Origin of the sequence: Kibdelosporangium philippinense, from assembly GCF_021390435.2 — a bacterium.
In the GTDB taxonomy this organism is placed as follows: domain Bacteria; phylum Actinomycetota; class Actinomycetes; order Mycobacteriales; family Pseudonocardiaceae; genus Kibdelosporangium; species Kibdelosporangium philippinense.
In genome coordinates this window covers 1,683,925-1,709,641 of sequence record NZ_JAJVCN010000001.1, presented here as the reverse complement: position 1 = coordinate 1,709,641, position 25,717 = coordinate 1,683,925, and the positions used below count along the sequence as shown (strand labels likewise).

The following is a 25,717-nucleotide window of genomic DNA, read 5'->3' as shown; positions in this document are numbered from 1 at the left end:
AACGCGCATAACCACTCACGACAGGCTCTCACAGCAATTTGTCCAGCGTAATCGGCAACTCCCGAATACGTTTGCCGGTGGCGTTGTGGACCGCCTCGGCGATCGCGCCCGCGGCGCCCACGATGCTGAACTCGCCGATTCCCCTGGCACCGAGCGCGCTCAGCTTGGTGTCCGGATAGTTGAGGAAGTGCACGTCGATCGGTGGCACGTCCGCGTTGACCGGGACGAGGTAGGACGCCATGTTGGTGTTGGCGAACCGGCCGGATGGCTCAAGCCGAGTGTCCTCAAGCAGAGCGTGTCCCATGCCCATGATCAGGCCGCCGACGATCTGGCTGTGCGCGGTCTTCTGGTTCACGATCGTGCCCGCGTCCACAACGCACAGCATCCGGGACACCCTCGGCTCGCCGGTCCATCGGTTGACGCGGACCTCCACAAAGGTCGCTCCGAAGGACCGGTAGGCGTAGACCGGGTCGTTGAGCCGTGGGGAAGTCGCGGTCGCTTCAACGGCCGGGACATCCAATTCAGCCAGCAGCGCACCGAAGGTCATTGACTGTCCACCAGCGACCAACAATCCGTTCGCGTAACGAGTTTCCTTGCCTTGGAATGGCGATCCCGGTGTCTCGGTGGCGAAGTTCACCAGTGCCTGGATGGCCGCGTCGGTCGCTACCTGGACGGCAGGCCCGTTGGTCGATGTGGACGATGAGCCGCCCGCGTTCGCAGCGGTCGGCGAAGTCGAGTCACCCAGCTCGGCAATCACCCTGCCGACCGGGATGCCGAGCTTGTCGGCAGCGATGATCGAGAACACTGTGGACTGTCCAGTGCCGAGATCCGCCGCGGTGCCAGACACTTTCACCGTACCGTCGGACTGGAAGCGGACCTTTATGGACGCGTCTCCCCTGCCTGCCGAGTAGGTCGCGGTACCGACCCCCATACCGACGTACCAGTCACCGTCCATGACCGACTTCGGCACAGGGTTGCGACGCGACCAGCCGAACTTCTCGGCACCAATGCGGTAGCACTCGTCGAGATGCTTGCTCGACCAACGCCTGCCGTTGTTTGGCGCTACCGGCGAGTCGTTCTTCCGGCGGATTTCCAGGGGGTCCATGCCCAGCTTCTCGGCCAGTTCATCCAGGGCACTCTCCAGAGCGAAAGACCCGTTGGACTCGCCGGGCGCTCGCATGATCGTGGTCGGTGGCACGTCCAAGCGCACGATCCTGCGGGCCACGTGAATGTTCGGGCTCGCGTACATCGCCAGCGAGGTGTTCGCGACCTGCTCGTAGAAGTTGCTGGCTGGGGACAACGACGAGATGCCGACGTGCTTGATCGCCGTGAGTGTGCCATCGCGTTTCGCGCCAAGCGACACCGTTTGCGCGCAGGCAGGGCGGTGTCCGACCACAGTGAACGTTTGCTCCCGGGTCATGACTGTCTTGATTGGACGCCCCAGCACACGTGCCGCCGCCGCGGTGACCGGAACCTGGGCCCAGTTGCCCCACTTGTTACCGAAACCACCGCCAACGTGCGGGTTGTGCACGTAGATCTTGGCCTGGTCGATTCCCAGTGTCGTCGCGAGCCGGGCGGTCACCAGCCGCACGCCCTGGCTGACGGTGTAGATCGTCAGGTGATCACCGGTCCAGCTGGCCAGCGTGGCGTGCGGCTCCATCGCGATGTGATGGTTCACTGGTGTCGTGTACGTCGCCGTGACCGTCACTTCGCTTGCCGCGAGGGCCGCGTCGATCGACGGCACGCCGGGAGCGAGGACGTTGACCTCCGACGTCCCGCTGAGCGGTGGAGTGGCCTTGGCTGGATCGAAGCGGGCAGCCGGTTCCCTTGTGGCGTAGGTGGTTTTGATCAGCCCGGCCGCGTCTCGGGCCTGCTCGAAGGTCTCCGCGACCACCATGGCGATCACCTGGCCGTGGTAGCGGATCTCCTTGTCCTGCAGCGGAGGTTTGTTCTCGTCGTTCTGGTTCTGGGTGTACGCGAACAGTTTCAACGGGTTGTCCGGGCTGTACACCGCCACCACACCGGGCGCTTTGAGCGCGTCTTCCGTGCGCATGCCGGTGATCGTGCCTAACGCGATCGTGCTGGTGACCAGGTAGCCGTACGCCAGGCGATCAACCTTGTTGTCCGCCACATACAGCGCGTTTCCGGTGACCTTCAGCGGACCGTCGACCCGATCAACAGGTTGTCCCACAACGCTCATCGCACACCTCGCACTGACATCAGCGCGCGCACGATCGTTCGTTGCACAAGAACGGCTTTGAACCCGTTGTGTTCCAACGGCCTTGCACCCTCGGCAGCTTTCTCCGCAGCGGCCGTGAAGCTGTCTTCGTTGGCAAGATTACCTTTTAGCGCTTGCTCCACTTGGGGCAGTCGCCATGGTTTGGTGCCCACTCCCCCGACCGCGATCCGGGCGTCGAACACCTTGTCGCCCCGGATGTCCAGCACGACCGCGGCTGAGGCGAGCGCGAACTCGTACGACGAACGGTCCCGGACTTTCACATATGCGGAGAACCTGGCCCAGTCCAGCCGGGGCAGGTGGACGTGCGTGACCAATTCGCCCGGTTTGAGAACGTTCTCAACAGACGGCGTGTCCCCAGGGAGCCGGTAGAAGTCATTCAATGCGACAGTCCGCTCGCCTTCTTTGCTGAGCAACCGGACTTTCGCGTCCATCGCGACCAATGCGACAGCGAGGTCACTCGCGTGCGTGGCGACACAGGCATTGCTCGTCCCGAGGATCGCGTGCCCACGATTTTCCCCAGTCTGCGCGGGACATCCACTGCCTGGCTGGCGTTTGTTGCACGGCATGGTCACGTCACGGAAGTAGTCGCATCGCGTACGCTGCAACAGGTTCCCGCCGATGCTCGCCATGTTGCGCAGCTGCCCGGACGCGCTGGCGAACAACGCCTGCGAGACCACCGGGTACAGCCTGGCGACGTCGAGGCTCAAGGCGACGTCGGTCATCCGCTCCAGCGCACCGATGGTGACGCCGTCGCGGCCGCGTTGTATCCCGCGCATCGGGAGGTCGTTGATGTCGATGACTTTGGCCGGCGTCATCACGTCCAGCTTCATCAGGTCGACCAGCGTCGTCCCACCGGCCAGGAAAGCCGATCGGTCGCTTGCTTCGGTGAGCGCCTGGGTGGTGGTCGTCGGTGCGGCGAAGGCGAAGCCGTGCATCAGGCGTCACCCCTGGCCTGCTTGATCGCGGCGACGATGTTCGGGTACGCGCCGCACCGGCAGATGTTGCCGGACATGGCTTCCTTGATCTCGTCGTCGGTTTTGGCGCGTCCCTCGTCGATCACCGCGGTCGCGGACATGATCTGCCCGGCCGTGCAGAACCCGCACTGGAAACCGTCGCACTCGACGAATGCCTGCTGCACCGGGTGCAGTTCGTCGCCCTTCGCCAGGCCTTCGATCGTCGTGATCCGCTTGCCGCGCAACGTTGCCGCAAGGGTCAAACAGGACACAACCCGGCGGCCGTCCACGTGCACAGTGCATGCGCCGCACTGGCCGCGGTCACAACCCTTCTTGGTGCCGGTCAGCTTCAACCGCTCCCGCAGCGCGTCAAGCAACGTCACGCGTGGGTCGATCCGCAGCGTTTCGGGCTTCCCGTTGATGACGCAGGAAACCTCCACAAGGCCGTCATCCGCGACGGCCTCAGGCGCTTGTCCGCCAACAATGGCGACGCCCGCCGTAGCAGCAGCGGCTCGCCCGAAGAAATGCCGCCTAGGAGGCCGCTGAATTAGGGTGGTTTGCGGGTTGGTTGTCACCGAGTGATGGCAGGCGAGGACCTGGGCCTTGCTGATTCATGGGCGATGCTGGGCGTTCAGGGAGCCCAGGGCGGTTGCTCGACGAGGTTCACAACTCCCAAGACTGGGGGTTGGGCCGTGGTTTCCCTCAGGTAGCCAGGGTCCAAGCGCCCGCCGTATGGGTCAGGCCGCGACCGATGAGGTTGCGGAGGTTCAAGGCTGCGGTGCGGCGTTTGAGCCAGGCGTTGTTCTTGCCGGTGCCTAGATATCGGAGTTTGAGACGTCGGCCACCGCGGCTGGCGATCTGGGAGATGACCCGTTCCACGTTGGGGCGGAACGTCCTGTAGCTCTCGCGCAGTTCGGGCTTGTCCGCCCAGTCGCGTCGGGCTTGGCGCAGCAGGTCATCTCGTGGGTGCAGAACGATTTTACGGCCGGTCTTGGACGTGGTGCACTGTGCACGCAGTGAGCAGGCACGACAGAGAGCGCCAAAGGTGGCGACCCGGGTCCGGCTGATCGGGCGGGTGATGTCGTTGGGGCAGGTGACCGTGCCCGCTTGCTCGTCCACGGTGAAGTCGTCCACGGTGAAGTCGTCCACGGTGAAGTCGCCCTCGACCGGAGCCCGCAGCGGCTTGGGCTTGATCACCGCCTCATGCCCGGCATCGTCGATCCCACCGCGTAGATCCCCTGTGCCATAGGCGGAATCGCCGTACCACGCGCGCTTGCCGTCCTCGGCGTCGAGGAACTCCTCGGCCACAGCGGGGTCGGAGTTCTCCGTGCCGGCGGCCGTGGTCACCTTCTCGTCGGTGACGATCCCGGTCTCGGGCTCGGCCGCCACGTGCGCCCGATACCCGTCCCGCCGGTTCTCCGGGGACTTGCGGGTATGCCGCGCATCCGGATCCACTGTGGACACCACCCGGTCCGGGGCGACCTTGCGGGCGATCCGCCACCGCCCATCAGTGCCGTCACTGCCCTCGGCGGGCTCGGCATCCTGACCGGCGACCAACGCCAGCAACGCCAACGCGAACTCCGCGTCGCCTTCCAGTTCGGTATCGGCCAGCGCCGCCACCAGCGCGTTCGCATCGTTGACCAGCGCGGAGACCAGCGCGTCCTTGGCGGCCGGGTCGTCCCAGTCGATCCTCGGCTTGTCCGGCCGACTGTAGTCATGGCCGGTACACACCTTCGCGATCTGCTCCGCCGCGCCGGGCACCTGCCGATCCACCCGCCGGATCGCCGAGATCAGCTGGGTGATGGTGTCCTGGGTGGCGACCGCGTCGGCCAGGATCGTGGAATCCACCGCCCGCTTGCGGCGGCCACGCAGGATCCCGGTCTCCTCGACGACCGTGCGCACCGCGTCGTTGATCCGATGCGGCCGCCCCGAGGTGGCCAGTCGTTTGCGCCAGTACACCAGCGTCGAGGGGTCGAATCCCTTGTCGTCCAATGCCATCCCGGTCGCGACCTTCCACCGCAGGTCACACCGGGCCGCCTCAGCGGTCTCCCGATCCGAGAGATCATGCAGGGTCTGCAACACCAGGATGGAGGCCATCACCGACGCCGGGATCGAGGGCCGTCCCTTGCCCGAGGGGAACAGATCCTCGAACTCTCCATCGGGGAACAGATTCCGGCGATGCCCGGCCAGGAACGCGAACATGCTCCCCGCCGGGACCAGATGACCGACCAGCGCCTCCGCGTCCAGCAGCTCCCGATCACCACGCTCCACACCCTGCATGAAACGATTCTCCCAGCTCAAACCCACATCCTGGGGCGACACGCCGATTATTCAGCGGCCTCCTAGACCAGCCATCGCTGGTGTCCATCGAACCTCCTGTGGTGGGTTGCGGCAGTCCGGTGGCGGCGGGTAATCGCAGCATAACCGGGCGGGCAACGCACCAGGAGGAGCTCAGGCCTCGTCGTGCGCCTTGGACTCCGCGATCACCTGACTGGCCAACTCGACACAGCCATCGCAGATGAACACGCCAGGACCGGCGACCAACTTGGCGACCTTGTCCTCAGACTTGCCACAAAAGCTGCACGCCAGCTTCGTCTTGGTACTCATCTGCCCAGACTAGGGCTTGCGCGCGACAGCGCCAACGAACAAGCGCTGCATGGGGCCTGGGTTGCTGGTCTGTGGCCCGTCCGGCCGCCAGTTGCCGACGGGAACGAGGCCTGGCCCGAGCAAGACAAGGCCGGGCATGAGGTCGAGAATTCGCTCCGTGCTGCGAGGCCAGCCGGTGCCGATCCCTTCCCGGTAGGCGGTGCCGACGCGTTTGATGGTGGCTGCCAGTTCGTGCTCGGGGCCGGGATCTCGCATATGGGCGAGGACGACGTACGACCCTGGGGCCAGGGCTTCGATGTATTGGGCCATCGTGAGCCAGGGGTCATCGTGGTCCGGCACGTGGTGCAGGGTCAGGACGTGCAGCAGGCCCATCGGCTTGCTGAAGTCCAGGTGCCCGCGGACTGTCGGGTCGGAAAGGACTCGGTCCGCGCGACTGATGTTCGCTTCGGTCACGTGTGCGTTGGCTGGCATGCCTTCCCGGGCGTGGGCCAGGACTATGGGGTCCACGGAGGCGTAGACCACCTCGGCGCCCGGGGCGACGGTGTGGCTGTTCTCGCGGATGGGTAGCCGAAGCCCGCAGTCCAGGATTTGCGTGATGCCCGCGCTCGTCAGGTATCGGACCGTTCGGAAAAGGAAGGCTCGGGCATCTCGGGCGGCGTTGGGAAAGCCGGGATCGATGGTGAGCAGGTGGTCGCGGACCGCGCGGTCGGCGGCGAAGTTGTCAGTGCCGCCGAGCATGGCGTTGTGCACTCGCGTGACGCTCGCACGGGTCGTTTCCATGGCGCCTCGACACTAGCCTGGTTTGATGGATCTTCTCGCGCCCGCCATGCGGTTGCTGGCGATTCCGTCCACCGCCGACAAGCCCACCGAGCTGCATCGGGCGTTGGAGTTCGTGCTCGACTTCGTTGGACCGGGGTTCACCGTCGAGCGGTTCGAGTCCAACGGCAAGCCGAGTGCCTTGGTCTACGCCAACAAACAACGGTTTCCGGTGATCCTCAATGGCCATCTCGACGTGGTCCCCGGCCGCGCGGACCAGTTCGTGCCCAGGATCGAGGGCGATCGCCTCTATGCCAGGGGTGCACACGACATGAAGGTCGCTGCCCTTGTCGAGGCCTTGGTTTTCCGCGAGCTCGGGCACGACTTACCGATCGCGCTACAGCTCGTCACCGATGAGGAGGTTGGCGGCCGTGACGGCACCAAATACCAGCTTGACCAGGGTGTTGTCGGCGACTTCGTGATCATCGGCGAACAGAGCGGGCTACGCCTGGTCACCGAGTCCAAAGGCATCCTTGGCGCGAACCTGCGCGCCACCGGCCGCGCCGGGCACAGCGCGTACCCATGGAACGCCGACAACGCCCTGCTCAAGCTCATGCGCAGCATCGACAACCTGCTCGCGCGGTATCCCTTGCCACAGGAGGAGGTCTGGCAAACCACGATCAACGTCGCCCGCATCGAGACCGACAACAGTGCACGCAACCAAGTCCCGGCCAACGCGGAAGCTCGCCTCGATATCCGGTTTCCGCCCGAGGACCTCGCCCTCAACGGCCGGACCGACCAGGAAATCGTCGCGTACCTGGAGAGTTTCTGTGAGCCCGGGGTGAGCGCGTCCGTCATCTTCGCCGATCCGCCGCACAAGGCCGATCGGGCACGGGCCGAGGTGAAGCAACTCCAGCAAGCGGCCCGCAACCAGGGATTTGACGGGGATTTCCTGGTCAAACACGGCGCCGCGGACGGCCGGTTCTACTACCAGCACGGTATCGACGCGGTGATCTTCGGGATCGGCGGCGATGGTCTGCACGGCCCGCAGGAGTACGTCGACATCACCACCATTGAGCCCTACTACCAGGCACTTCGGGAATTCCTCTTGTCCCGTACATACTGAGTATGCATACTCAGTGACTGTGTCAGTCAAGTATGGTCTGCTCGCATTGCTCGAACGCGGCCCCATGTACGGCTACCAACTCCGTGCCGCGTTCCAGGAGTCCACCGGCGGTTCGCTGAACATCGGGCAGGTCTACACCACGCTCTCCCGGCTTGAGCGGGACGAGTTCGTGCGCGCGCTGGAGGAGAACGAGAGCGGGCAGCGCCCTTACGAGATCACCGGTGCCGGGCGCGCGGACCTCAAAACCTGGTTCAGCACGCCGATCAGCCGGTCCGACCGGCCGCGTGACGAACTCGCGATCAAGCTAGCGCTTGCTGTGACCACTCCTGGTGTCGACGTCCGGGCGATCATGCAGGCGCAGCGAACCTCGACCATGCGGGCCTTGCAGGAGTACACGCGGTTGAAGTCGCTTTCCGACACCGATCTGGCGTGGCAGCTGGTGCTCGAATCGATGATCTTCCAGTCCGAAGCGGAGATCCGCTGGCTCGACCACTGCGAGGCGACGCTCGCCAAGCACACCCCGAAACCTGTGGAAAACCGCCAAGAGAAGACGGTCGAACTACGCTGACGGGTCATGTGGATGTCCTGGCGTGCGGCGACCGAGCGGGCGCTGTACGCCAAGGACGGGTTCTACCGATCCGCTGGGCAACCCGCCCGGCATTTCCGCACGTCCGTGCACGCGTCACCACGGTTCGCGGCGGCGTTGCTGAGCCTGATGCCCGACGCTGCCTCGATAGTCGACGTGGGCGCGGGCGACGGCGGCCTGCTTGCCCAGCTCGATACCGACGCACGCCTGATCGCGGTCGAAAAGGCCCCGCGACCTGCGGACCTCCCCGCTCGCATCGAATGGGTGGCCGAACTGCCGGACGAGATCACCGGCTTGGTGATCGCCAACGAATGGCTCGACAACATCCCGGTCGACGTGGTCGAACTGGCTTCGGACGGCCCGCACTTGGTCGAGGTGTCCCGCGACGGCACCGAACGCCTCGGCGGCCCGCCCGACGAAGCCGATGTGGCCTGGTTGGAGCGTTGGTGGCCGCTCGCCGAGGAGGGACAACGCGCCGAAATCGGCCGTCCTCGCGACGAGGCATGGGCTGACCTGGTCAAACGCGTTCATCGGGGTGTGGTGGTGGCCGCGGACTACGGGCACACTCTCGACAGCCGACCTTTCTACGGTTCCCTGACCGGCTACCGGCAGGGTCGCCAGGTCGCGCCTGTGCCGGACGGTTCGTGCGATATCACCGCGCACGTCGCCCTCGATTCGTGTGCGGCCGCCGTGCCCGAAACCGGGCTGACCACACAGCGGGATGCGTTGCGGTCATTGGGAATTATCGGCAAGCGGCCGCCTATCGAGCTCGCCAGGGCCGATCCGCAAGGGTATCTACGTGAGTTGCAGCGGGCGGGCGAGGAAGCCGAGTTGATCGACCGCCACGGACTCGGCTCGTTTGGATGGCTTGTGCACTCGTTGAGTGCAAAGATCGGGCTATGAGCACGGAACGCACTGTCGCGATCGGCTCGGGCGCCACGCACCTCGGCGGCGAGGACATGGTGCTGAACATCGGGCCACAGCACCCGGCGACCCACGGTGTCCTGCGGCTGCGGCTCCGTCTTGACGGCGAGCAGATCTCCGAGGTCGAACCGATCATCGGTTATATGCACCGCGGTGCCGAGAAGCTGTTCGAGGTCCGTGACTACCGGCAGATCATCGTGCTGGCGAATCGGCACGACTGGCTCTCGGCGTTCGCCAACGAAATTGGCGTCGTGCTTGCCGTAGAACGGATGACCGGGATCGAGCCGCCTGTGCGCGCGGTGTGGGCACGGATGCTGCTCGCCGAGCTCAATCGGGTGCTCAACCATTTGATGTTCGCGGGTTCGTATCCCATCGAACTCGGTGCCATCACACCGATTTTCTACGCTTTCCGCGAGCGCGAGACCCTCCAGGCGGTGATGGAGGAGGTTTCCGGCGGCCGGATGCACTACATGTTCAACCGGGTCGGCGGCCTGAAGGAAGACCTACCGCTTGGTTGGCTCGACCGGGTGCGACAGGCCATCGTGGACGTTCGCCGTGGCTCGCGCGAGATCGAGCGGCTCATCCGTGACAACGAGATCTTTCACGCCAGGACAAAGGGAATCGGCGTCCTGTCACGGGAAAGTGCTGCCGCGTACGGTGTTTCCGGTCCGATCGCACGGGCCAGCGGGCTCGACTTCGATCTGCGCAGGGATGAGCCGTACCTCGCGTATGACGAATTGGACATTCCAGTGGTGACCCGGACATCGGGCGATTGCCTCGCCCGGTTCGAGTGTCTCGTCGACCAGATCTACGCCTCGCTTGACCTCGCCGAGGCGTGCGCGGACCGGCTGGCGGCACTGCCACCCGGCCCGATCAACGTGCGAACGCCGAAGATTCTCAAAGCCCCCGAGGGCGAGACGTACGCGTGGACCGAGAACCCGTTGGGCGTCAACGGGTATTACCTCGTGTCGCGCGGTGAGAAAACACCGTGGCGGATGAAACTCCGATCGGCGTCGTTCAACAACGTGCAGGCGATTCCCGAGCTGATGCGGGGTGCGCTGCTCGCCGACATGATCGCGATCCTCGGTTCAATGTTCTTTGTGGTCGGCGACATCGACAAGTAGCTTGGCCAACAGGCCTTTCGGGTCGTACAAGATCCTCGCTCCATCTGCGACAACTCTTCTCGTGCCCGCGTCGACGGGATCCGTCAAGGCCCAGTCGGGCGATCCGACACCGAATTCGACCTCTAGTCCGGACGAGCTAATCAGCCGCCATTCGGTGATCGGCCCCCAGGCTTGATTCCTTGTCAGCGGGCCGATTTCGACCTCGTCGTACCAGCCTTCCGTGTACTGGTCCGGTATTTCGGTAAGTATCACAATATCGACGTCAGAGTCGGGTCTCGCGGCGTCGCGGGCGTACGAACCGACGAGTAGGACGCCCGCGATGTCCACACGGGCGCGTGCCCACGACACGACCCGGTCGAGGATTTCGTTGATCACCCGGCAAGTTTACTTTTGCCAGATATGTATCTGGGGGCGATCAGGACCGTCCTATGTGCCGGGAGACGACGAAGAAGCGTCTCCACCGGCAAGGATTGGGAGAACATGACGAGTGGATTGACCCGCCGCCTGGCGATCGCAGGCCTTGGCGCGGCAATGACCCTGCTGACACTCACGCCGCTGGCAACCGCGGCACCGTCCTCGGATGCCCCGGAGTTCATCGTCAAGTTCCGTGACGGTGTCGCAGCTAGATCTGAGGCGTTAGGCCTGCGCGTCGTCGGCGAGGTTTCAGTTGGCGCGGTTCTGGTTTCACCGAACAAGGCACTGGATGCCAGAGGCACCAACAACTTGCTGGCGTCGTTGAAGGCACGACCGGACGTCGAGTACGCGGAAGTCAACGGCAAGATGTACGCCGACCTGACACCGAATGACACGATGTATCCCCAGCAGTGGCACTACTTCGAGGCAGCCGCGGGCGCCCGCGTGGACACCGCGTGGGACAGCGGCCTGACCGGAGCGGGCGTGCGTGTGGCAGTCATCGACACAGGCCGCACCAGCCACACAGAACTGAATTCCCGTTACATCGGCGGCTACGACATGATCACCAACGCGGCCGCCGCCCGTGACGGCAACGGCCGTGACGCCAACGCCCAAGACCAGGGCGACTGGCAGGCAGCGGGCGAATGCGGTGCCGGTAGCGCTGCCCGTAACAGCAGTTGGCACGGTACCCATGTATCGGGAACCATTGCCGCCGTTCGTGGCAACGCTGCTGGCGTCGCCGGTGTCGCGCCGGGTGCCCAGATCGTTCCGGTGCGCGTGCTCGGTCGTTGCGGTGGCACGTTCGCTGACATCATCGACGGCATCACGTGGGCTTCCGGCGGTGTCGTTGCTGGTGTTCCCAACAACGCGAACCCGGCACGGGTGCTGAACCTGAGCCTCGGCGGCTCGGGTGCATGCCCGGCAGCTCTCCAGGCCGCGATCAACGGTGCCCGCAACCGCGGTTCTTCGGTCGTCGTGTCCGCGGGTAACGCCAACGCCAACGCCGCCAACTCCACCCCGGCCAACTGCGCCGGCGTGATCACCGTCGCCGCCAGCGACCGCCAGGGCAACCGTGCCGTGTACTCCAACTTCGGCGCGACCGTGGAAATCACCGCTCCTGGCGGGGAGACCGCACCTGCGGCTGCGAATGGTGTTCTGTCCACTCTGAACGCTGGCACCACCGTTCCTGGCGCGCAGTCGTACGCGTTCTACCAGGGCACCAGCATGGCCGCCCCGCACGTCGCGGGCACGGTTGCGCTGATGCAGCACAAGAAGCTCGCCGCGGGCCTGCCTCAGTTGACGCCCGCTCAGGTACAGACCGCACTCCGGGCTCGGGCCATGCCCGGTAGCTGCGTCGGCGGATGCGGGATCGGCTTGCTCGACGCTCGCGCAAGCGTAGCCGCCGCCTGATCAACCCTCGTGAGTGTTTTGGCCGGTTCTAACCGGCCAAAACACTCACGACCTGCGGCCTCGACAACCAAGCTGCGGATAGGGTGTAATACGTGGTAGACGTATTACGTGTCGCGGAGGAGGTCACCATGCGGCTCAACAGCAAAGGCCAGGTCACGATCCCTGCCGCGCTCCGGGAGAAGTATCACCTCCGCGAAGGCGACGAGGTTGAAGTCGTCGAAGACGGCACCAGTCTCCGGATCGTCCGCATCCAAGGTGGTCAAACACGCGGCCGTCGCCTCGCACAAGGAATGCGAGGACGGGCGACGACCAAGATGAGTACCGACGAGCTGATGGAACTCCTTCGTGGTGACTGAGCGACGTTTTCAGGTGGTCGCTCCCGGCAATGGCACGACCGTGACGATGGTCGACACCTGTGTCCTGCTTGACGTACTCACCGACGATCCACAGTGGGCTGATTGGGCTGAGGAAGCCATCGCGACGGCGAGGGACGAAGGCGACCTCGCTATCAATCCGATCATCTACGCCGAGGTTTCGGCGGGCTTCGACACGATCGAAGACCTCGACGAGGCGCTTCCCGCGACGGACTTCGCTCGCGAGCCCCTCCCCTACCAAGCAGGGTTTCTCGCATCACGGGCCTTTGTGGCATACCGCAGACGCGGCGGCGCCCGACGTTCGCCTCTGCCTGACTTCTATATCGGCGCACACGCCGCGGTCAACAACTACAGGCTGCTCACTCGGGACACTGAGCGTTTCCGAACGTACTTTCCCAAACTGGATCTGATAAGCCCCTCGTGAGTGGTTACGCGCGTTCTAACCCGTCTAACCACTCACGAGGTCAGTCCAGCGGAAGGGCGATGTGGTTGATGGCTTCGACATGGTCGTCGACGACGCGCATGACTACTCGTTGACCGAGCCGGAGCATTCGCAGGCCGCTGCGGTCGAAGGCGTTGGCGTCGAACGAAAGCTGGCGGCCGTCGTCCAGCAAAACTGTGCCGCTGCGGGTTTCGGGTGAGTAGGTGGCGACGGTTGCTTGCATTTCAGCCTCCGAGAGAGATGCCGAGGACGAGCTGCGGTGCCACGGACATGAGTACGGTCCCTGCTGCGGCAACTCCTATCGCGGCGCCGACGGGGCGGGCGATGCGGTCGAAAGCTGCTCCTTCCGGCAAAGGGGCGAACAGGCGGGTGGCCCAGGATAGGTAGTAGAAGAGGCCGATCACTGTGTTCACCGCCATGATCACGGCGAGCCAGCCGTAACCGCCGAGGATCGTTCCCTGGAATACCACGATTTTGGCGAACAGTCCGGCGAGTCCTGGTGGTAGACCGGCTAGGCATGCCAGGAAAAACGCCAGCGCCACGGCTGTCAGTGGGTGCGTGCGAGCTAGGCCACGGTACGAGTCAAGCGTCCCTCCCCCATGCTCGCCGATCCACCCGACGACCGATATCACCGCGAACACGCCGATGTTCATCAGGGCGTAGATGGCGACATAGCCAATTGTGGCCGCGACCAGACCGTCCAGAGGCGCACCGCCACCGGCCGCGCCCAGCGGCGCGAGCATGTATCCGGCCTGCGCGATGGAGGACCAGGCCAACAGTCGCATCGCGGTCTTCTGGCGCAACGCGACCAGATTGCCCACGGTCATCGACACAGCGGCGAGCACGGCGACCAACGGGCCCCACACCGAAGCCAACGGTCCAAAAGCGATACTCAGGACCAGAGCCAGGCCAGCGAAACCGGCAGCCTTCGAGATCACGGACAAGAATGCGGCCACCGCGACCGGCGAACCCTGATAGGTGTCCGGCGCCCAGAAGTGGAACGGAACCGCGGACACCTTGAACCCGAAGCCGACCAAGACGAGAACCACGCCAACACCGGCGACGGACTCCAAAGGAGACGGTGTGGCCAGCACTGCCCCGATGCGGTCAAGGAAAAGCGATCCCGTGGCGCCGTAAACCAGGCTGATACCGAACAACATCACAGCCGTCGACACTACGGATACCAAGAACATCTTCACGCCAGCCTCGGACGACCGGCCGTCATAGCGCCGCAACGCCACCAGCGCGAACAGAGGCAGCGAAACAACCTCCAATGACACCAACAAAGTCACGAGGTCCCGGCCCGCGGCCAGAGTCAACGCACCCGCCATCGCCGCCAGGGTCAGAAAGTGGAACTCCCCCGCTGGCAACCTGGTGTCTCGGATCTCCACGTGAGCCGTCAACAGCACCACGAGCCCCGCGATCAACGTCACGGTCTGGAACAGCAGCGTGAAATCGTCGACCACAAAGGAGCATGAACTGTCCACACAGAACGTCCGACGTGGAGCGCTGAACAACAACACAACCTCGAAGGCACCGGCAAGGATCAGACCCACGAAACCCGCATAGCGCACGAACAAAGCCGCCAAGCCGAACAAAGCCAGAATCAGGGGCGGCGCGATCGCCAAGTAGTCGACCGTCTGGACCATCACAGCCCTCCCAGGTAGAACCCGACGGCCTCGGCGGTTGGCCCGAGCACGAGCCCCGGCCAGATCCCGACCACGAACACCAGTACCACCAGCGGCGTCCACGCCGCCCACTCCACCCGCGTCACATCGAGGATCCCCTGGTCACGTCGCCATGCCGCGAACGTCCCCTGAGCGACCTCGCGCAACATGACAAGGAAATAGGCGGCCGTCAGCACGGCCCCGATCCCCGCGACCACCATGAAGACCAGGTAGAGGCCGCGATTGAGCCCCGGTGCCGGGTCGAAGGCGGCCAGCATCGCCAGCATCTCGCCCCAGAACCCAGCCAAGCCCGGCAAGCCGAAGCTGGCCACCGAAGCAATGATCAACAGGACGCTCAGCCGAGGCGCCAACGTCAGCGTCCCACCGCCGATCTGAGCCATATCCGTGCTGCCGAAACGTTCCGCCATTCCGCCGACCAGGAAGAACAGCAGGCCCGTGATCAATCCGTGCGCGATGTTGGCGAACAGGGCCGCGTTGATGCCAGCAGGAGTCAACGTCGAGATCCCCAGCAGCACGAATCCCATGTGCCCGACGCTCGAAAACGCGATCAGCCGCTTGAGGTTCCGCTGAGCGAGACACGCCAGCGCCGCGTACACGATCCCGATCACGCCGAACGCCCCAAGGAAGGGAGCCACAGCCAGTGCGCCATCCGGCAAGATCGGCACCGCGATCCGGATCAGGCCGTACGTCCCCATCTTGAGCAAAACCCCGGCCAGCAGCACAGATCCGACCGTCGGTGCTTCGCTGTGCGCGTCCGGCAGCCAGGTGTGCAGCGGCCACATCGGCACCTTCACCGCCAGCCCGCCCGCGACCAGGATGAACGCGATCACCTGGACCGCGCGGCTCATGCCCGAGCCATCCTGCGCGGCCAGTTCCACCATGTTCAAAGTGGACGTATGGCCGTAGATCACGAGCAGGCCCACCAGCAGGACACCGGAACCAAGCAACGTGTAGAGGATGAACTGCCGGGCCGCGGGCCCACGCGAAGCCCCGCCCCAGCCCGCGATCAGCGCGTACATCGGGATCAGCACGACTTCGAAGAACACGAAGAACAACAACAGATCCAGTGCGACGAACGTGCCGAGCATGCCGACCTCGGTCAGCAACAACAGGGACATGAACGAATGCGCCCGCTCAGGCACACGCCGAACCAGATAGATCATGCTCAAGAAGCACAGCAAGGAAGTAAGCACGATCAACGGAACGGAAACACCGTCAACCCCAAGGTGAAACCGCAACCCGAGCGGCGGAATCCACGGCAGATCCGTCTCCAGCTGCATGCCTGGCCGCGCGTAGTCGACCGAGAACGCGATCACCACCGAGACGGCGAAAGTGATGCCCGTGACCACGACACCCACAGCCAGGTGGCGCAGCCACAGCACGAGAAGGCAACCGGCCAGTGGGACAGCGAGCAACAACACGTTCATTGCAGGATCACCACCCCCACCGCAATCACCACAACGCCAGCAAGCACGGCGGTCACGTAGAACTGGGGATTTCCGTTCTGGGTCCGCCGAAGCACACCGCCAAGCGCCCGTGCCCCGAGCCCGGTCCCTCGAACCGACTTCCCGACAACGGAATCGTCCACGCGGACAACCTCGTTGGCGAGCCGCATCACGCCCCGAGCAACCGTTCGCTCGTACAACGTGTCGGTACCGAACGCGGAACCGAACACGCCACGCAACCGGCCAAGCGAGTCCGCGGGATCCTGAGCAGGGTCACCCCGCCAGATCAGGAACACCCCAAGGACACCAAGAGCGGCCAGCACCAACGACAGCACCGCGCTGAGCAATTCTGGCCGCAAAGACTCGAACCACAGTCCGACGAAACCAAGCAGCAAAGCCACCAAAGCCAGCAGTGTCAACGGAATGGTCATGATCTTGGAGACCTCGCGGACATCGGGACCCGCCCCGAAGAAGGTCCGCAACCAGGCCCGAGTCGTGTACGCCGCCGTCAACCCGACGGTCAGCAACAACCCGATGAACACCAACCAGTTCGGCGCGTGCTCAGCCGCGGCGATCACCGCGTCCTTGCTGAAAAACCCGACCGTTGGAGGTATCCCGGCAAGCGCGGCGAAACCAACGGTCATTGTCAGGAACGACAACGGCATCCGCCGACGAAGCCCACCCATGTCCGACGTCAGATTGCTGCCCACAGCGACAATCACGGCACCCGCACAAAGGAAGAGCAAGGCCTTGAAAGCCGCGTGGGACAACAGGTGCGCGATCGCCTGGGTCCGGCCGCCGACCGCCAGAGCCGCGAACATCACGCTCAGCTGGCTGATCGTCGAATACGCCAGCACCCGCTTGAGATCATCCGTGACCAATGCCGCCAAAGCCGCACCAAGCATGGAAATCACCGCGATCACCGCAAGGACGTCCAGCGCCAGCGGGGCCGCGAGAAACACCGGATACAACAGCGCCACCACGTAAGCACCCGCCGCGACCATCGTCGCCGCGTGAATCAGCGCGCTGACGGGTGCAGGACCAGCCATCGCGTCCGGCAACCAGCTGTGCAACGGGAACTGTGCCGCCTTGCCCACGACCCCGACCAGCAACAACAGTGCCGCAGTCAACACAGTGCCCGAGGACATGGTCGGGACCGCCGCGATCACGTCCGTGATCCGGAACGACCCGGCCGCGACGCCCAATACGAAGATCCCGAACAAGAAACCGACGTCACCGAACCTGGTCATCAGGAACGACTTGATCGCGGCCGCCGACGCTGACGGTTTCTCCCAGTGATGGCCGATCAGGAAGTACGAGCAGACGCCCATGATCTCCCAGCCGACGTACAGCATGATCAGGTCGGCCGACAGAACCACGGTCAGCATCGCGAGCGTGAACAGCCCGACCAGTGTCGCGAACGTCGGATACCGCACGTCGTGCTTCATGTACCCGACCGAGTAAATCTGGATGGCCAGCGCGACCATGGTGACCATCACCGCCACGGTCGACGACAGCTCGTCCACCCGCAGGCCCACCGTGATCGGGATGGTCCCGGTCGGCGTGAGCAGCGCATAAGTCTCGAACGGCTCGACGAAAGCGAGGAGGATCGCGCCGACCGCGCTGAGGGCGGTGCCGAGGATGGCCAGAAGCGCGATCATTGCTTGTCCTCGGCGAGTTCGGTCAGCGCGTCGACCGAGATCGTCGCGCGGTTGCGGAAGACCTGCAGGATGATCGCCAGGCCGAGGCCGACTTCCGCGGCCGCGATGACGATCACGAACAGCGTCAGGATCTGCCCGGAGCCCAGCTTGTCGGCCAGCCAGACGTCGAACGCGACCAGGTTGAGGTTGACGGCGTTGAGCATCAGCTCGACCGACATCAGGACCAGGATCGCGTTACGCCTGGCCAGCACGCCGTAGATGCCGATCGAGAACAGCAGCGCCGACAACACCGCCGGGTAGAGGACGTGCATCAGGCATCACCGTCCTTCGGCGGCCCGATGTCCGTGCGGGACAAGACAATGGCGCCGACCAACGCGGCGAGCAGCAGCACCGACAGCACTTCGAACGGCAGCACCCAGTACCGGAAGATGCCCGCTCCGATCGAGCTGGCCGACCCGGCGGTCTGCTCCCCCACGTCGAAATACGCATCCTTGAAACCGCTGACCAGGACCGTCACCAGCACTCCTGCCGTGGCCACGGCGACCGCGATCGCGGCAGGCTTGTTCCGGCTGTCCAAATCGGACGACGGGCCGATCGGCGCTCGCGTGAGCATGATCCCGAAGAGCAGCAACACAACGACCGCGCCGACGTAGATCAGCACCTGCACCCACGCGACCAATTCCGCTGTGAGCACGAGAAAGCACGCTGCTATGGCACCGAAACTCACCACAAGATAGAGCGCCGCACGGACAATCTGTTTCGTGGTCACGACAAGCACAGCCGAGCCCAAGGCGACCACGCCGAGCAGCACGAAGACGATCTCCGCGGCGGTCATGCCTGCTCGATTTCCGGCGGTGGCGGCACCGTCCGCATCCAGTGGCCCAACAGGTCCATCTCGTGGGTCAGCGATCCGATCTCGTGCTCGGCGTACTCGAACTCCGGCGACCAGAACAACGCGTCGAACGGGCACGCTTCGATGCAGATCCCGCAGTACATGCACAGCGAGAAGTCGATCGCGAACCGGTCGAGCACGTTGCGGCTGCGTTCGCGGCCGCCTTCGACCTGCGCTGGCAGTGTTTCCTTGTGCGATTCGATGTAGATGCACCAGTCCGGGCATTCGCGCGCGCAGAGCATGCAGGACGTGCAGTTCTCCGCAAGCAGCCCGATCACGCCCCGGCTGCGCGGCGGCAGTTCGGGTTTGGCCTCGGGGTACTGCCGGGTTACCGATCGGCGCGTCATCGTCCGCAGCGTGACCACAAGGCCTTTGAGCAGCCCTTTCATGAGATCGCCACCTTCACCACACCGGTCAGGGCGAGCTGGGCGAGGCTCAGCGGGACGAGCACCTGCCACGCCAGCTTCTGCAACTGGTCGGCCCGCAGCCTCGGGTTGCTGACCCGAAGCCAGATCACCACGAAGGCCAGGATGAACAGCTTGATCAGGAACCAGATCGGGCCCAGTTCATCGTTGCCGAACGGCCCGCGCCAGCCGCCGAGGAACAACACCGTGGTCAACGCGCAGAGCACGACGATCCCGGCGTATTCGGCGAGCAGGAACAGCGCGAACCGCAGGCCCGTGTATTCGGTGTACGGACCGAGCACGATCTCCGAGTCGGCGACCGGCATGTCGAACGGCGGCCGATGCAACTCGGCCAGCCCGGCGACGAAGAAGATCAGCAAAGCCGGTGCCTGCCAGGCAAGCCACCACGGCGACCACGCCTCGACAATGCCGGACAACGAAAGCGTGCCCGCGGCCATCGCGATCGACGACGCCGCAAGGACAAGCGGCAACTCGTACGCCATCAGCTGTGCGGCGCTGCGCAGTCCGCCGAGCAGCGCGTACTTGTTGCCGCTCGACCAGCCGGCCATCACCGACCCGAGCACGCTCACACTCATCACGGCGAGCACGAAGAACAAGCCGATGTCGAGGTTGAGCGCGACCAAGCCCGGCCCGACCGGAATGACGACCAGAACAACCAGGTAGGGAATCAAAGCAACAGCGGGCGCCAGCGAGAACACTGTTCTGTCAGCCTGTGTCGGCACGACGTGTTCTTTTTGGACGAACTTCACGCCGTCCGCGATCAGTTGCGCCCAGCCGTGAAATCCGCCCGCGTGCATCGGTCCGAGCCTGGCTTGCATGTGCGCCATGGCTTTGTGCTCGAGCTGGCCCACCAGTAGCGGCAGCAGCAGGAAGGCCGCAACCACCAATGCCAGCCGCAGCACGATCTCCAGTAATGTCATGGCCGCACCCAGTTCTCAGGCACGCCAGGCGGCAGGTTGCGCCGCCGCTTCGGCTTCTTCAGCTCGGTAAGGGACTGACCCGGGTCGACCTCACCCGGCCACTGCTTGGCGACCCGGCTTGCCAGTACGAAGTCCTTGCGCAACGGGTGGCCTTCGAAGCCGTCCGGCAGCAGCAACGGGATCAGGTTCGGATGTCCTTCGAAGTGCACGCCGAACATCTCGCAGGTTTCCCGCTCGTGCCAGTTCGCTCCCTTGTAGACAGTTGTGGCGGTCGGCAGGGTCAGCGCGTCCGGCGGCAACAGGGTCCGGATCTTCGCATGCTCTTTGGTGCTCGTCGAGAAGACGTGCGCGACGATCCGGATGCCGTCGGCCAGCTCGTCGACGGCCGTCAGGAAATCGAAGAAGTCACAGTGCCTGGCGTCCCGCGCTCTGGTGAGCGCGGCTATCCATTCCTCCGGGGCGACGTCCTCGTTCATTCGGCCACCCGCTCAAAGGTGGGATATTGGGGCGATCCGCGCTCGGTCCACTGCTCGTCGCCGATTTTCGCCTGTAGTTTCATGATCCCGTGCAGCAGCGCTTCCGGACGCGGCGGGCAGCCGGGGACGTAGACGTCGACCGGGATGAGCTGATCGACGCCTTTCGTGACGCAGTAGGAATCCCAGTACGGCCCGCCGCAGTTCGAGCAGGCGCCGAACGAGATCACGTATTTGGGCTCGGGCATCTGTTCGTAGAGCCGCTGGACCGCGGGCGCCATCTTGTCGGTGACCGTGCCGGACACGACCATCAGATCGGCCTGGCGCGGGCTTGGCGCGAACGGGATCACGCCGAGCCGGATGAAGTCGTGCCTGCTCATCGAGGTAGCGATGAATTCGATCGCGCAGCACGCCAGCCCGAAGCTGAACACCCACAGCGAATACCGGCGGCCCCAGTTGAGGATGAACCGCATCGGCTTCGGAACCTGGTTGATCATTCCGAGATCGATCACGCCCATGACAGGACCCCCTTGCGCCAGGCGTACAGGATTCCGACGGCCAGGAAGCCGAGGAACACGAACATCTCGACGAGCGTGGCGGCACCGAAGCCAGGAGCGGCGAAAACGGTCGCCCACGGGAACAAGAAGACGGCGTCGACGGCGAACACCACGTAGAGGAACGTGAAGACGTAGTAGCGCACGTACGACTGCGCCCAACCGCCGCCGACGGGGTCGACACCGCATTCGTACGTCAGCAGTTTCTGGGGCGTCGGCCGCTCGGGCCGCAAAACGCGGTTCGCTGTCAACGCCACTGTTACGAACACAGCGCCGACTACCAGGAGCAACGCGACCAATCCGTATGCTCCGAAATAGCCGTGCACGTGGTCACCTCCGGGAGGGCCTGCCGCACTGTGCGTTAGATCACATCTTGGTCGATTGATCGCCTTTCGTCCACCGGAAGCCCGCAAGCCGGATATGTCGGATTGACATAGGCCTTATTACTGGTGAGCGGGGGTTAGGGGACCACCTCACACGCCCCTTAGGGGTCACCCATTAGGGTGCGCAAGTGCATTTCGATTCGATCTCGACTCGATCTCTAGTTATGGCTTCGCGCCGCGTCACGCTTTTGGAGTTCGCACGGTGACGTTCTGGCTCGTGGCGGCCGTAGCCGGAGCCCCGCTCGTCGCACTGGGTGCTGCTTTGCAGCAGAACGCGGCCACGCACTGCTGCAAAAGCCTCGGGTTCCTGCAGCTGCTCGGTCAGCTCGTGCGCAGGCCGAAGTGGGTGCTCGGTTCGGCGACCACGCTCGGCGGCGCGGTCATGCACATCATCGCGCTGTCCAACGGCCCGCTGACCATCGTGCAGCCGCTCGGGATGAGCGGCTTGCCGATCGCGGTCCTGATCGCGGCGGCCATTGACCGCAGGCGCGTGCGTGCCGCAGAGATGTTCGGAACGTTCGCGGTGAGCGCCGGGCTGGTCAGCCTGCTGTTGCTGCTCCCGCACGAGTCCGCGCGGCCAACCCTCGACGGTGGTTCCGCAGCTGTGCTGTGCGGTACGACCCTCGCCATCATCCTCGGCGCCGCGGTCATGGCTCGCCGTAGCACTGGCGCGGTCAACGCGCTGTTCCTCGCGATCGCTTCTGGCGTGGCGTACGGCGTGTTCGCGGCCCTCACGCGCGTTGGTGGCAGCTCGGCCCTCAACGACATGTCCGCGTCCGTCTTCTGGGTCATCGGGCTCGCTGTCGTGTTCTGCGCGCTCGGACTGATGTTCCAGCAGAACGCGTACCGCACCGGCCGGTTCGCTCTGAGTTACGCGACGCTGCTGGTCGCCGACCCGATCACTGGCTCGTTGATCGGCGTGATCGTGCTGAACGAGCAGCTGCCGACCTCGTTCCTGGCCAATGTCGGCGTGCTCGCTGCCTGCGTGGTGACCGTCGCCGGTGTCGTCGTGCTCAGCCGCCTGCGCCAGCACGTCCCAGCGGCCCCGACACCCCCGCCGACCAGGGAACTCGTCACCGTCTAAAAAATCTTGGAAGTTCTTGTCGATGTGGCGTCTGCTCGATCGACGCGTCAGTGTCAGACCGAGACAAGGAGCTTCCAGATGCGCTACATGATGATCGTCAAGGCCAACCCGGAGACCGAAGCAGGCGTCATGCCCTCGCCGGAAGAGCTCGCGGCGATGGGCAAGTACAACGAAGAACTCGTCAAGGCAGGCGTCATGCTCGACGGCAACGGCCTGCGGGACAGCTCCCACGGGTTCCGTGTGCAGTACGGGCCCAACGGTGCGTCGAAGGTCATCGACGGCCCGTTCGCTGAGGCCAAGGAGCTCGTCGCGGGCTACTGGATCATCCAGGTGTCCTCGCCGGAGGAAGCCGTCGAGTGGGCCCGCCGGATCCCGTTCCAGGAGGGCGAGGTCGAGATCCGCCGGGTCTTCGAAGACGAGGACTTCGCCTGATCGTCTGAAGCCAAGCCCGCCGGTCTTCTTGAAGACCCGGCGGGCTTTCTTCATTTCCCGCCGATTGCCTCGGTGATCGTGACGGGCAGTTTCGGCTGGCCGTCCTGGTCGCCGCCGTAATCGGACGGGATGACGCCCGCCGCCGCGATCTTCTCGATGGTGGCTTTGCCTGTGGCGTCGAACGTGCCGATCACCGGGTATTCGCGGGGCAACGTGGCGTCCGCGTACACCATGAAGAACTGGCTGCCGTTGGTGTCCCTGCCCCGATTGGCCATGGCCACAGTTCCAGCCGGATAGATCCACAAGCCTTGTTCCTCGGCTTGGGGCAGGCCAACCGGGTATTCGCTGTCGAACATGTACCCGGGCCCGCCCCTGCCTTCGCCTTTCGGGTCGCCACACTGCAGCACCGAGAGCGTGGGGCTGAGCGTGAGCCGGTGGCATGGTGTGTCGTCGTAGAACTTCTTTTGGGCCAGGAACAGCATGCTCTGCACGGCGCATGGCGCCTGCGCGCGGTCCAACGTGATGCCGATGTCGCCTTGGGTGGTCTTCAACGTCAAGGGCACGGTGCCTGTGGTCCGCGTCCGCGAGCCGTCGGGTTTGCCGACGTCCTTGGTTTTCGTTCCGATCGGGTCCGGCCGGTACGTGCAGTTCGCGCCCGGCAGTTCCGATGAAGGCGCCCCAACGGCGATGCCAGTGACCGGGGACGGCCATCGCACCCAGATGGCCACGGCGGCGACCACGAGCAACACCGCGGCAGCAATGATCAACGGCTTTCGGGCAGCCATGCCTCTCCTTACCTTCTTCCTGTGTCGATCGGGGCTGGTCGTAGGGTTCCGACGACCCAGGGGTGCTGGGTATGGCTTCCATGCGTCCGCCGTGGATGGCCCAGGGGGATTGGCCGCCCAGCACCCCACGACGACCCGACCGCTAATTGGGATGCGCGAACAAATCGCTGTGTAAGGACACGACGGCGTGGTCGTTTGCTGGGACCATGAACCTGACGAACAGGAAGGTGACGCTCGTGCCCGGAGTATGGGCAGGCATCGATGCCGGCAAGACCCATCACCACTGCGTGGTGATCGACGCCGCCGGCAAGCGGCTGTTGTCGCGGCGGGTGGCCAACGACGAGGCTCCGCTGCTGGAGTTGGTCGGCGAGGTCACCGCGCTGGCAGACGAGTTGGATGGAGAGCTGACCTGGGCGGTCGATCTCAACTCCGGCGGGGCGGCGTTGCTGATCGCCTTGCTGGTCAACCACGACCAGCGGTTGCTTTACATCCCCGGGCGCACCGTCCACTACGCGGCCGGCATGTACCGCGGAGACGGCAAAACCGACGCCAAGGACGCCGCCGTGATCGCCGACCAGGCCCGGATGCGCCACGATCTGCACGTCGTGCACACCGGCGACCCGGTCAGCGTCGAACTGCGGATCCTGACCAGCCGCCGGGCCGATCTGGTCGCCGACCGCACCCGCACCATCAACCGGCTGCGCGCGCAACTGCTGGACTACTTCCCGGCCCTGGAACGCGCCTTCGACTACAGCACCTCCAAAGCCGCCCTGGTGCTGCTGACCGCCTACCAAACCCCTGCGGCATTGCGACGAATCGGTGCCAACCGCTTGGAAACCTGGCTGCGCAACCGAAAAGTCCGCAACCCCAGCACCGTCGCCCAGACCGCGCTGAACGCCGCCAACGCGCAACACACCACCATCACCGGACAAGACCTGGCCGCCGCGATGGTCGCGCGGCTGGCGAAGGGGGTGATGACTCTCGACGAGGAGATCAGCGAGATCGACACCTTGATCGAGAGCCGGTTTCGCCAGCACAAACACGCCGACGTGATCCTCAGCCTGCCCGGCTTCGGCATCCAGCTCGCCGCCGAGTTCCTCGCCTACACCGGCGGCGACATGACCGCTTTCGGCAGTCCCAACCGGCTGGCCGGCGTCGCCGGACTCGCACCAGTACCCCGCGATTCCGGCCGGGTCAACGGCAACCTGCACCGCCCCCGCCGCTACAGCAGACGCCTGCTGCGCGTGTTCTACCTTTCCGCCATGGTCAGCATCCGCTGTTGCCCCGCCTCGCGGACCTACTACGACCGCAAACGAGCCGAAGGCAAACGACACACCCAGGCCGTCCTCGCCCTGGCACGCCGCCGGCTGAACGTCTTGTGGGCACTGCTGCGCGACGGCACCACCTACCAAGCAACCCCCGCCGCAACGGCAGCGTGACCCCCTCACCACCGCAGCTCCCAACTACTTGACAACTTCATTGGGAATCCCCCTTGTGGACCAAACCCCAGGAAGAGCCTACAAGCGCCGGTCAGCGCGCCCGAAACTGTCGTACCCCCTTGGTAACGTAAAAATCAGGGGGACCCCCTCGGGAATTGCTGTTGCGGTGCAGCATGGCCGCTGCGCCCCCTCAAACCGTCGCCGTGGGCTCTTCCGATGCTGGTGGGTCCAATCGGAACAGCGGGGTTTCCGCATCGATGGGTGCCGAATTGAGGCGGGCGGCGTGGATGTCGGGCACGAGGGTGTCCCACTCATCGGTGCCCGGCGCGACCCTGGACACTCGAGCCTCCCATTCCACAGCTCGCGCACCTGTTGCCTTGTCACGCGTGATCACCGTAACGCAATCCACGTCCGACAAGTTCACAAGGACGTATGCCGCATTGTTGTGCCAGTGATGCCAGGTTGGGACGGCGCGGGTTTCGCCCGGACGGGTGATCCAGATGAGCCCGGACTTCTTTGTCGCGTCGGCTATCAGGCGCATGGGTTAAATCGTAGGCTATCCGGGTGAAACCGGCGATCTA

The 25,717-nt window shown here is 64.7% G+C and carries 30 protein-coding genes; 10 read left to right on the top strand and 20 right to left on the bottom strand.

Features of this window, described 5'->3' with window-relative positions:
- Window positions 1-28 precede the first annotated feature (28 nt).
- The 6 genes from LWC34_RS07890 to LWC34_RS07865 all read right to left on the bottom strand — a co-directional run bounded on the left by LWC34_RS07890 (window position 29) and on the right by LWC34_RS07865 (window position 6,579).
- Complete coding sequence (locus LWC34_RS07890) at window positions 29-2,200, bottom strand: xanthine dehydrogenase family protein molybdopterin-binding subunit (RefSeq protein ID WP_233724220.1); 2,172 nt, start codon at window positions 2,198-2,200, stop codon at window positions 29-31.
- Window positions 2,197-3,174, bottom strand: a complete 978-nt coding sequence (locus LWC34_RS07885; RefSeq protein ID WP_233724218.1) for an FAD binding domain-containing protein — start codon at window positions 3,172-3,174, stop codon at window positions 2,197-2,199. Before LWC34_RS07885 ends, LWC34_RS07890 begins: the two co-directional genes overlap by 4 nt.
- Window positions 3,174-3,632: a (2Fe-2S)-binding protein gene (locus tag LWC34_RS07880; RefSeq protein ID WP_233726385.1), complete on the bottom strand. Its 459-nt coding sequence runs from the start codon at window positions 3,630-3,632 to the stop codon at window positions 3,174-3,176. The genes LWC34_RS07885 and LWC34_RS07880 overlap by 1 nt, the downstream gene beginning before the upstream one ends.
- A gap of 262 nt (window positions 3,633-3,894) precedes the next feature.
- The gene (locus LWC34_RS07875) at window positions 3,895-5,472 is read right to left on the bottom strand and encodes an IS1182 family transposase (RefSeq protein ID WP_233724216.1); all 1,578 of its coding nucleotides are present in this window, start codon (window positions 5,470-5,472) and stop codon (window positions 3,895-3,897) included.
- Between the two features lie 171 nt (window positions 5,473-5,643).
- Entirely contained in the window at window positions 5,644-5,799 is a 156-nt protein-coding gene (locus LWC34_RS07870) for a ClpX C4-type zinc finger protein (RefSeq protein WP_372496436.1), read from the bottom strand.
- Between the two features lie 9 nt (window positions 5,800-5,808).
- Complete coding sequence (locus tag LWC34_RS07865; RefSeq protein WP_233724214.1) at window positions 5,809-6,579, bottom strand: SAM-dependent methyltransferase; 771 nt, start codon at window positions 6,577-6,579, stop codon at window positions 5,809-5,811.
- A gap of 25 nt (window positions 6,580-6,604) precedes the next feature.
- Here LWC34_RS07865 and LWC34_RS07860 point away from each other — a divergent pair, with 25 nt between their 5' ends.
- Genes LWC34_RS07860 through LWC34_RS07845 form a run of 4 tightly spaced genes read left to right on the top strand, consistent with a single transcriptional unit; the run spans window position 6,605 to window position 10,315 of the window.
- Entirely contained in the window at window positions 6,605-7,681 is a 1,077-nt protein-coding gene (locus LWC34_RS07860; RefSeq protein ID WP_233724212.1) for a M20 family metallopeptidase, read from the top strand.
- A gap of 19 nt (window positions 7,682-7,700) precedes the next feature.
- A complete protein-coding gene (locus LWC34_RS07855) occupies window positions 7,701-8,249 on the top strand; it encodes a PadR family transcriptional regulator (protein ID WP_233724210.1) in 549 nt (182 codons plus the stop codon).
- A gap of 6 nt (window positions 8,250-8,255) precedes the next feature.
- Window positions 8,256-9,170 carry an SAM-dependent methyltransferase gene (locus tag LWC34_RS07850; protein ID WP_233724208.1) on the top strand — a complete coding sequence of 305 codons (915 nt, stop codon included), beginning with the start codon at window positions 8,256-8,258 and terminating at the stop codon, window positions 9,168-9,170.
- Window positions 9,167-10,315 (top strand): NADH-quinone oxidoreductase subunit D, encoded by a 1,149-nt coding sequence (locus LWC34_RS07845; protein WP_233724206.1) that lies wholly within the window; start codon window positions 9,167-9,169, stop codon window positions 10,313-10,315. Before LWC34_RS07850 ends, LWC34_RS07845 begins: the two co-directional genes overlap by 4 nt.
- Here the strand turns inward: LWC34_RS07845 and LWC34_RS07840 are convergent.
- Complete coding sequence (locus LWC34_RS07840) at window positions 10,280-10,690, bottom strand: nucleotidyltransferase domain-containing protein (RefSeq protein WP_233724204.1); 411 nt, start codon at window positions 10,688-10,690, stop codon at window positions 10,280-10,282. The two genes, LWC34_RS07845 and LWC34_RS07840, sit on opposite strands and share 36 nt — an antisense overlap.
- 105 nt (window positions 10,691-10,795) lie before the next feature.
- Between LWC34_RS07840 and LWC34_RS07835 the strand changes: the two genes are divergently transcribed.
- The 3 genes from LWC34_RS07835 (at window position 10,796) to LWC34_RS07825 (ending at window position 12,937) form a co-directional block, all read left to right on the top strand.
- Window positions 10,796-12,139 (top strand): S8 family peptidase, encoded by a 1,344-nt coding sequence (locus tag LWC34_RS07835; protein WP_233724202.1) that lies wholly within the window; start codon window positions 10,796-10,798, stop codon window positions 12,137-12,139.
- Between the two features lie 92 nt (window positions 12,140-12,231).
- Window positions 12,232-12,495: an AbrB/MazE/SpoVT family DNA-binding domain-containing protein gene (locus LWC34_RS07830; protein ID WP_233724201.1), complete on the top strand. Its 264-nt coding sequence runs from the start codon at window positions 12,232-12,234 to the stop codon at window positions 12,493-12,495.
- Window positions 12,488-12,937, top strand: coding sequence for a type II toxin-antitoxin system VapC family toxin (locus tag LWC34_RS07825; protein WP_233724199.1), 450 nt, complete (start codon window positions 12,488-12,490; stop codon window positions 12,935-12,937). The genes LWC34_RS07830 and LWC34_RS07825 overlap by 8 nt, the downstream gene beginning before the upstream one ends.
- A 40-nt stretch (window positions 12,938-12,977) precedes the next feature.
- On the opposite strand, the gene LWC34_RS07820 is transcribed toward LWC34_RS07825, so the two are convergent.
- The 11 genes from LWC34_RS07820 to LWC34_RS07770 are packed head-to-tail and all read right to left on the bottom strand — an operon-like array spanning window position 12,978 to window position 21,339.
- On the bottom strand, window positions 12,978-13,178 hold the full coding sequence (locus tag LWC34_RS07820; protein ID WP_233724197.1) for a hypothetical protein: 201 nt from the start codon (window positions 13,176-13,178) through the stop codon (window positions 12,978-12,980).
- A 1-nt stretch (window position 13,179) separates the two neighbouring features.
- Window positions 13,180-14,604: an NADH-quinone oxidoreductase subunit N gene (locus LWC34_RS07815; protein ID WP_233724195.1), complete on the bottom strand. Its 1,425-nt coding sequence runs from the start codon at window positions 14,602-14,604 to the stop codon at window positions 13,180-13,182.
- A complete protein-coding gene (locus LWC34_RS07810) occupies window positions 14,604-16,070 on the bottom strand; it encodes a complex I subunit 4 family protein (RefSeq protein ID WP_233724193.1) in 1,467 nt (488 codons plus the stop codon). Before LWC34_RS07810 ends, LWC34_RS07815 begins: the two co-directional genes overlap by 1 nt.
- A complete protein-coding gene (locus LWC34_RS07805; protein ID WP_233724191.1) occupies window positions 16,067-17,749 on the bottom strand; it encodes an NADH-quinone oxidoreductase subunit 5 family protein in 1,683 nt (560 codons plus the stop codon). The genes LWC34_RS07810 and LWC34_RS07805 overlap by 4 nt, the downstream gene beginning before the upstream one ends.
- Window positions 17,746-18,060: an NADH-quinone oxidoreductase subunit NuoK gene (nuoK, locus tag LWC34_RS07800; RefSeq protein WP_233724189.1), complete on the bottom strand. Its 315-nt coding sequence runs from the start codon at window positions 18,058-18,060 to the stop codon at window positions 17,746-17,748. Before nuoK ends, LWC34_RS07805 begins: the two co-directional genes overlap by 4 nt.
- A complete protein-coding gene (locus LWC34_RS07795; RefSeq protein WP_233724187.1) occupies window positions 18,060-18,584 on the bottom strand; it encodes an NADH-quinone oxidoreductase subunit J family protein in 525 nt (174 codons plus the stop codon). The genes nuoK and LWC34_RS07795 overlap by 1 nt, the downstream gene beginning before the upstream one ends.
- Window positions 18,581-19,030 (bottom strand): NuoI/complex I 23 kDa subunit family protein, encoded by a 450-nt coding sequence (locus tag LWC34_RS07790; RefSeq protein ID WP_233724186.1) that lies wholly within the window; start codon window positions 19,028-19,030, stop codon window positions 18,581-18,583. Before LWC34_RS07790 ends, LWC34_RS07795 begins: the two co-directional genes overlap by 4 nt.
- Entirely contained in the window at window positions 19,027-19,986 is a 960-nt protein-coding gene (locus LWC34_RS07785) for a complex I subunit 1/NuoH family protein (protein ID WP_233724184.1), read from the bottom strand. Before LWC34_RS07785 ends, LWC34_RS07790 begins: the two co-directional genes overlap by 4 nt.
- On the bottom strand, window positions 19,983-20,462 hold the full coding sequence (locus LWC34_RS07780; RefSeq protein ID WP_233724182.1) for an NADH-quinone oxidoreductase subunit C: 480 nt from the start codon (window positions 20,460-20,462) through the stop codon (window positions 19,983-19,985). The genes LWC34_RS07785 and LWC34_RS07780 overlap by 4 nt, the downstream gene beginning before the upstream one ends.
- Window positions 20,459-20,977, bottom strand: a complete 519-nt coding sequence (locus tag LWC34_RS07775) for an NADH-quinone oxidoreductase subunit B (protein WP_284051420.1) — start codon at window positions 20,975-20,977, stop codon at window positions 20,459-20,461. Before LWC34_RS07775 ends, LWC34_RS07780 begins: the two co-directional genes overlap by 4 nt.
- Window positions 20,968-21,339: an NADH-quinone oxidoreductase subunit A gene (locus LWC34_RS07770; protein WP_233724180.1), complete on the bottom strand. Its 372-nt coding sequence runs from the start codon at window positions 21,337-21,339 to the stop codon at window positions 20,968-20,970. Before LWC34_RS07770 ends, LWC34_RS07775 begins: the two co-directional genes overlap by 10 nt.
- 259 nt (window positions 21,340-21,598) lie before the next feature.
- On the opposite strand from LWC34_RS07770, the gene LWC34_RS07765 reads away from it, so the two are divergent.
- Window positions 21,599-22,480, top strand: a complete 882-nt coding sequence (locus LWC34_RS07765) for a DMT family transporter (protein ID WP_233724178.1) — start codon at window positions 21,599-21,601, stop codon at window positions 22,478-22,480.
- A 78-nt stretch (window positions 22,481-22,558) separates the two neighbouring features.
- Entirely contained in the window at window positions 22,559-22,912 is a 354-nt protein-coding gene (locus LWC34_RS07760) for a YciI family protein (protein WP_233724176.1), read from the top strand.
- Between the two features lie 50 nt (window positions 22,913-22,962).
- Here LWC34_RS07760 and LWC34_RS07755 read toward each other — a convergent pair whose 3' ends face one another.
- Window positions 22,963-23,697: a peptidylprolyl isomerase gene (locus LWC34_RS07755; RefSeq protein WP_233724174.1), complete on the bottom strand. Its 735-nt coding sequence runs from the start codon at window positions 23,695-23,697 to the stop codon at window positions 22,963-22,965.
- 206 nt (window positions 23,698-23,903) lie between these two features.
- On the opposite strand from LWC34_RS07755, the gene LWC34_RS07750 reads away from it, so the two are divergent.
- Window positions 23,904-25,136: an IS110 family RNA-guided transposase gene (locus tag LWC34_RS07750; RefSeq protein WP_233723301.1), complete on the top strand. Its 1,233-nt coding sequence runs from the start codon at window positions 23,904-23,906 to the stop codon at window positions 25,134-25,136.
- Between the two features lie 190 nt (window positions 25,137-25,326).
- Here LWC34_RS07750 and LWC34_RS07745 read toward each other — a convergent pair whose 3' ends face one another.
- Window positions 25,327-25,677 (bottom strand): hypothetical protein, encoded by a 351-nt coding sequence (locus LWC34_RS07745; RefSeq protein WP_233724172.1) that lies wholly within the window; start codon window positions 25,675-25,677, stop codon window positions 25,327-25,329.
- Window positions 25,678-25,717: the final 40 nt, after the last annotated feature.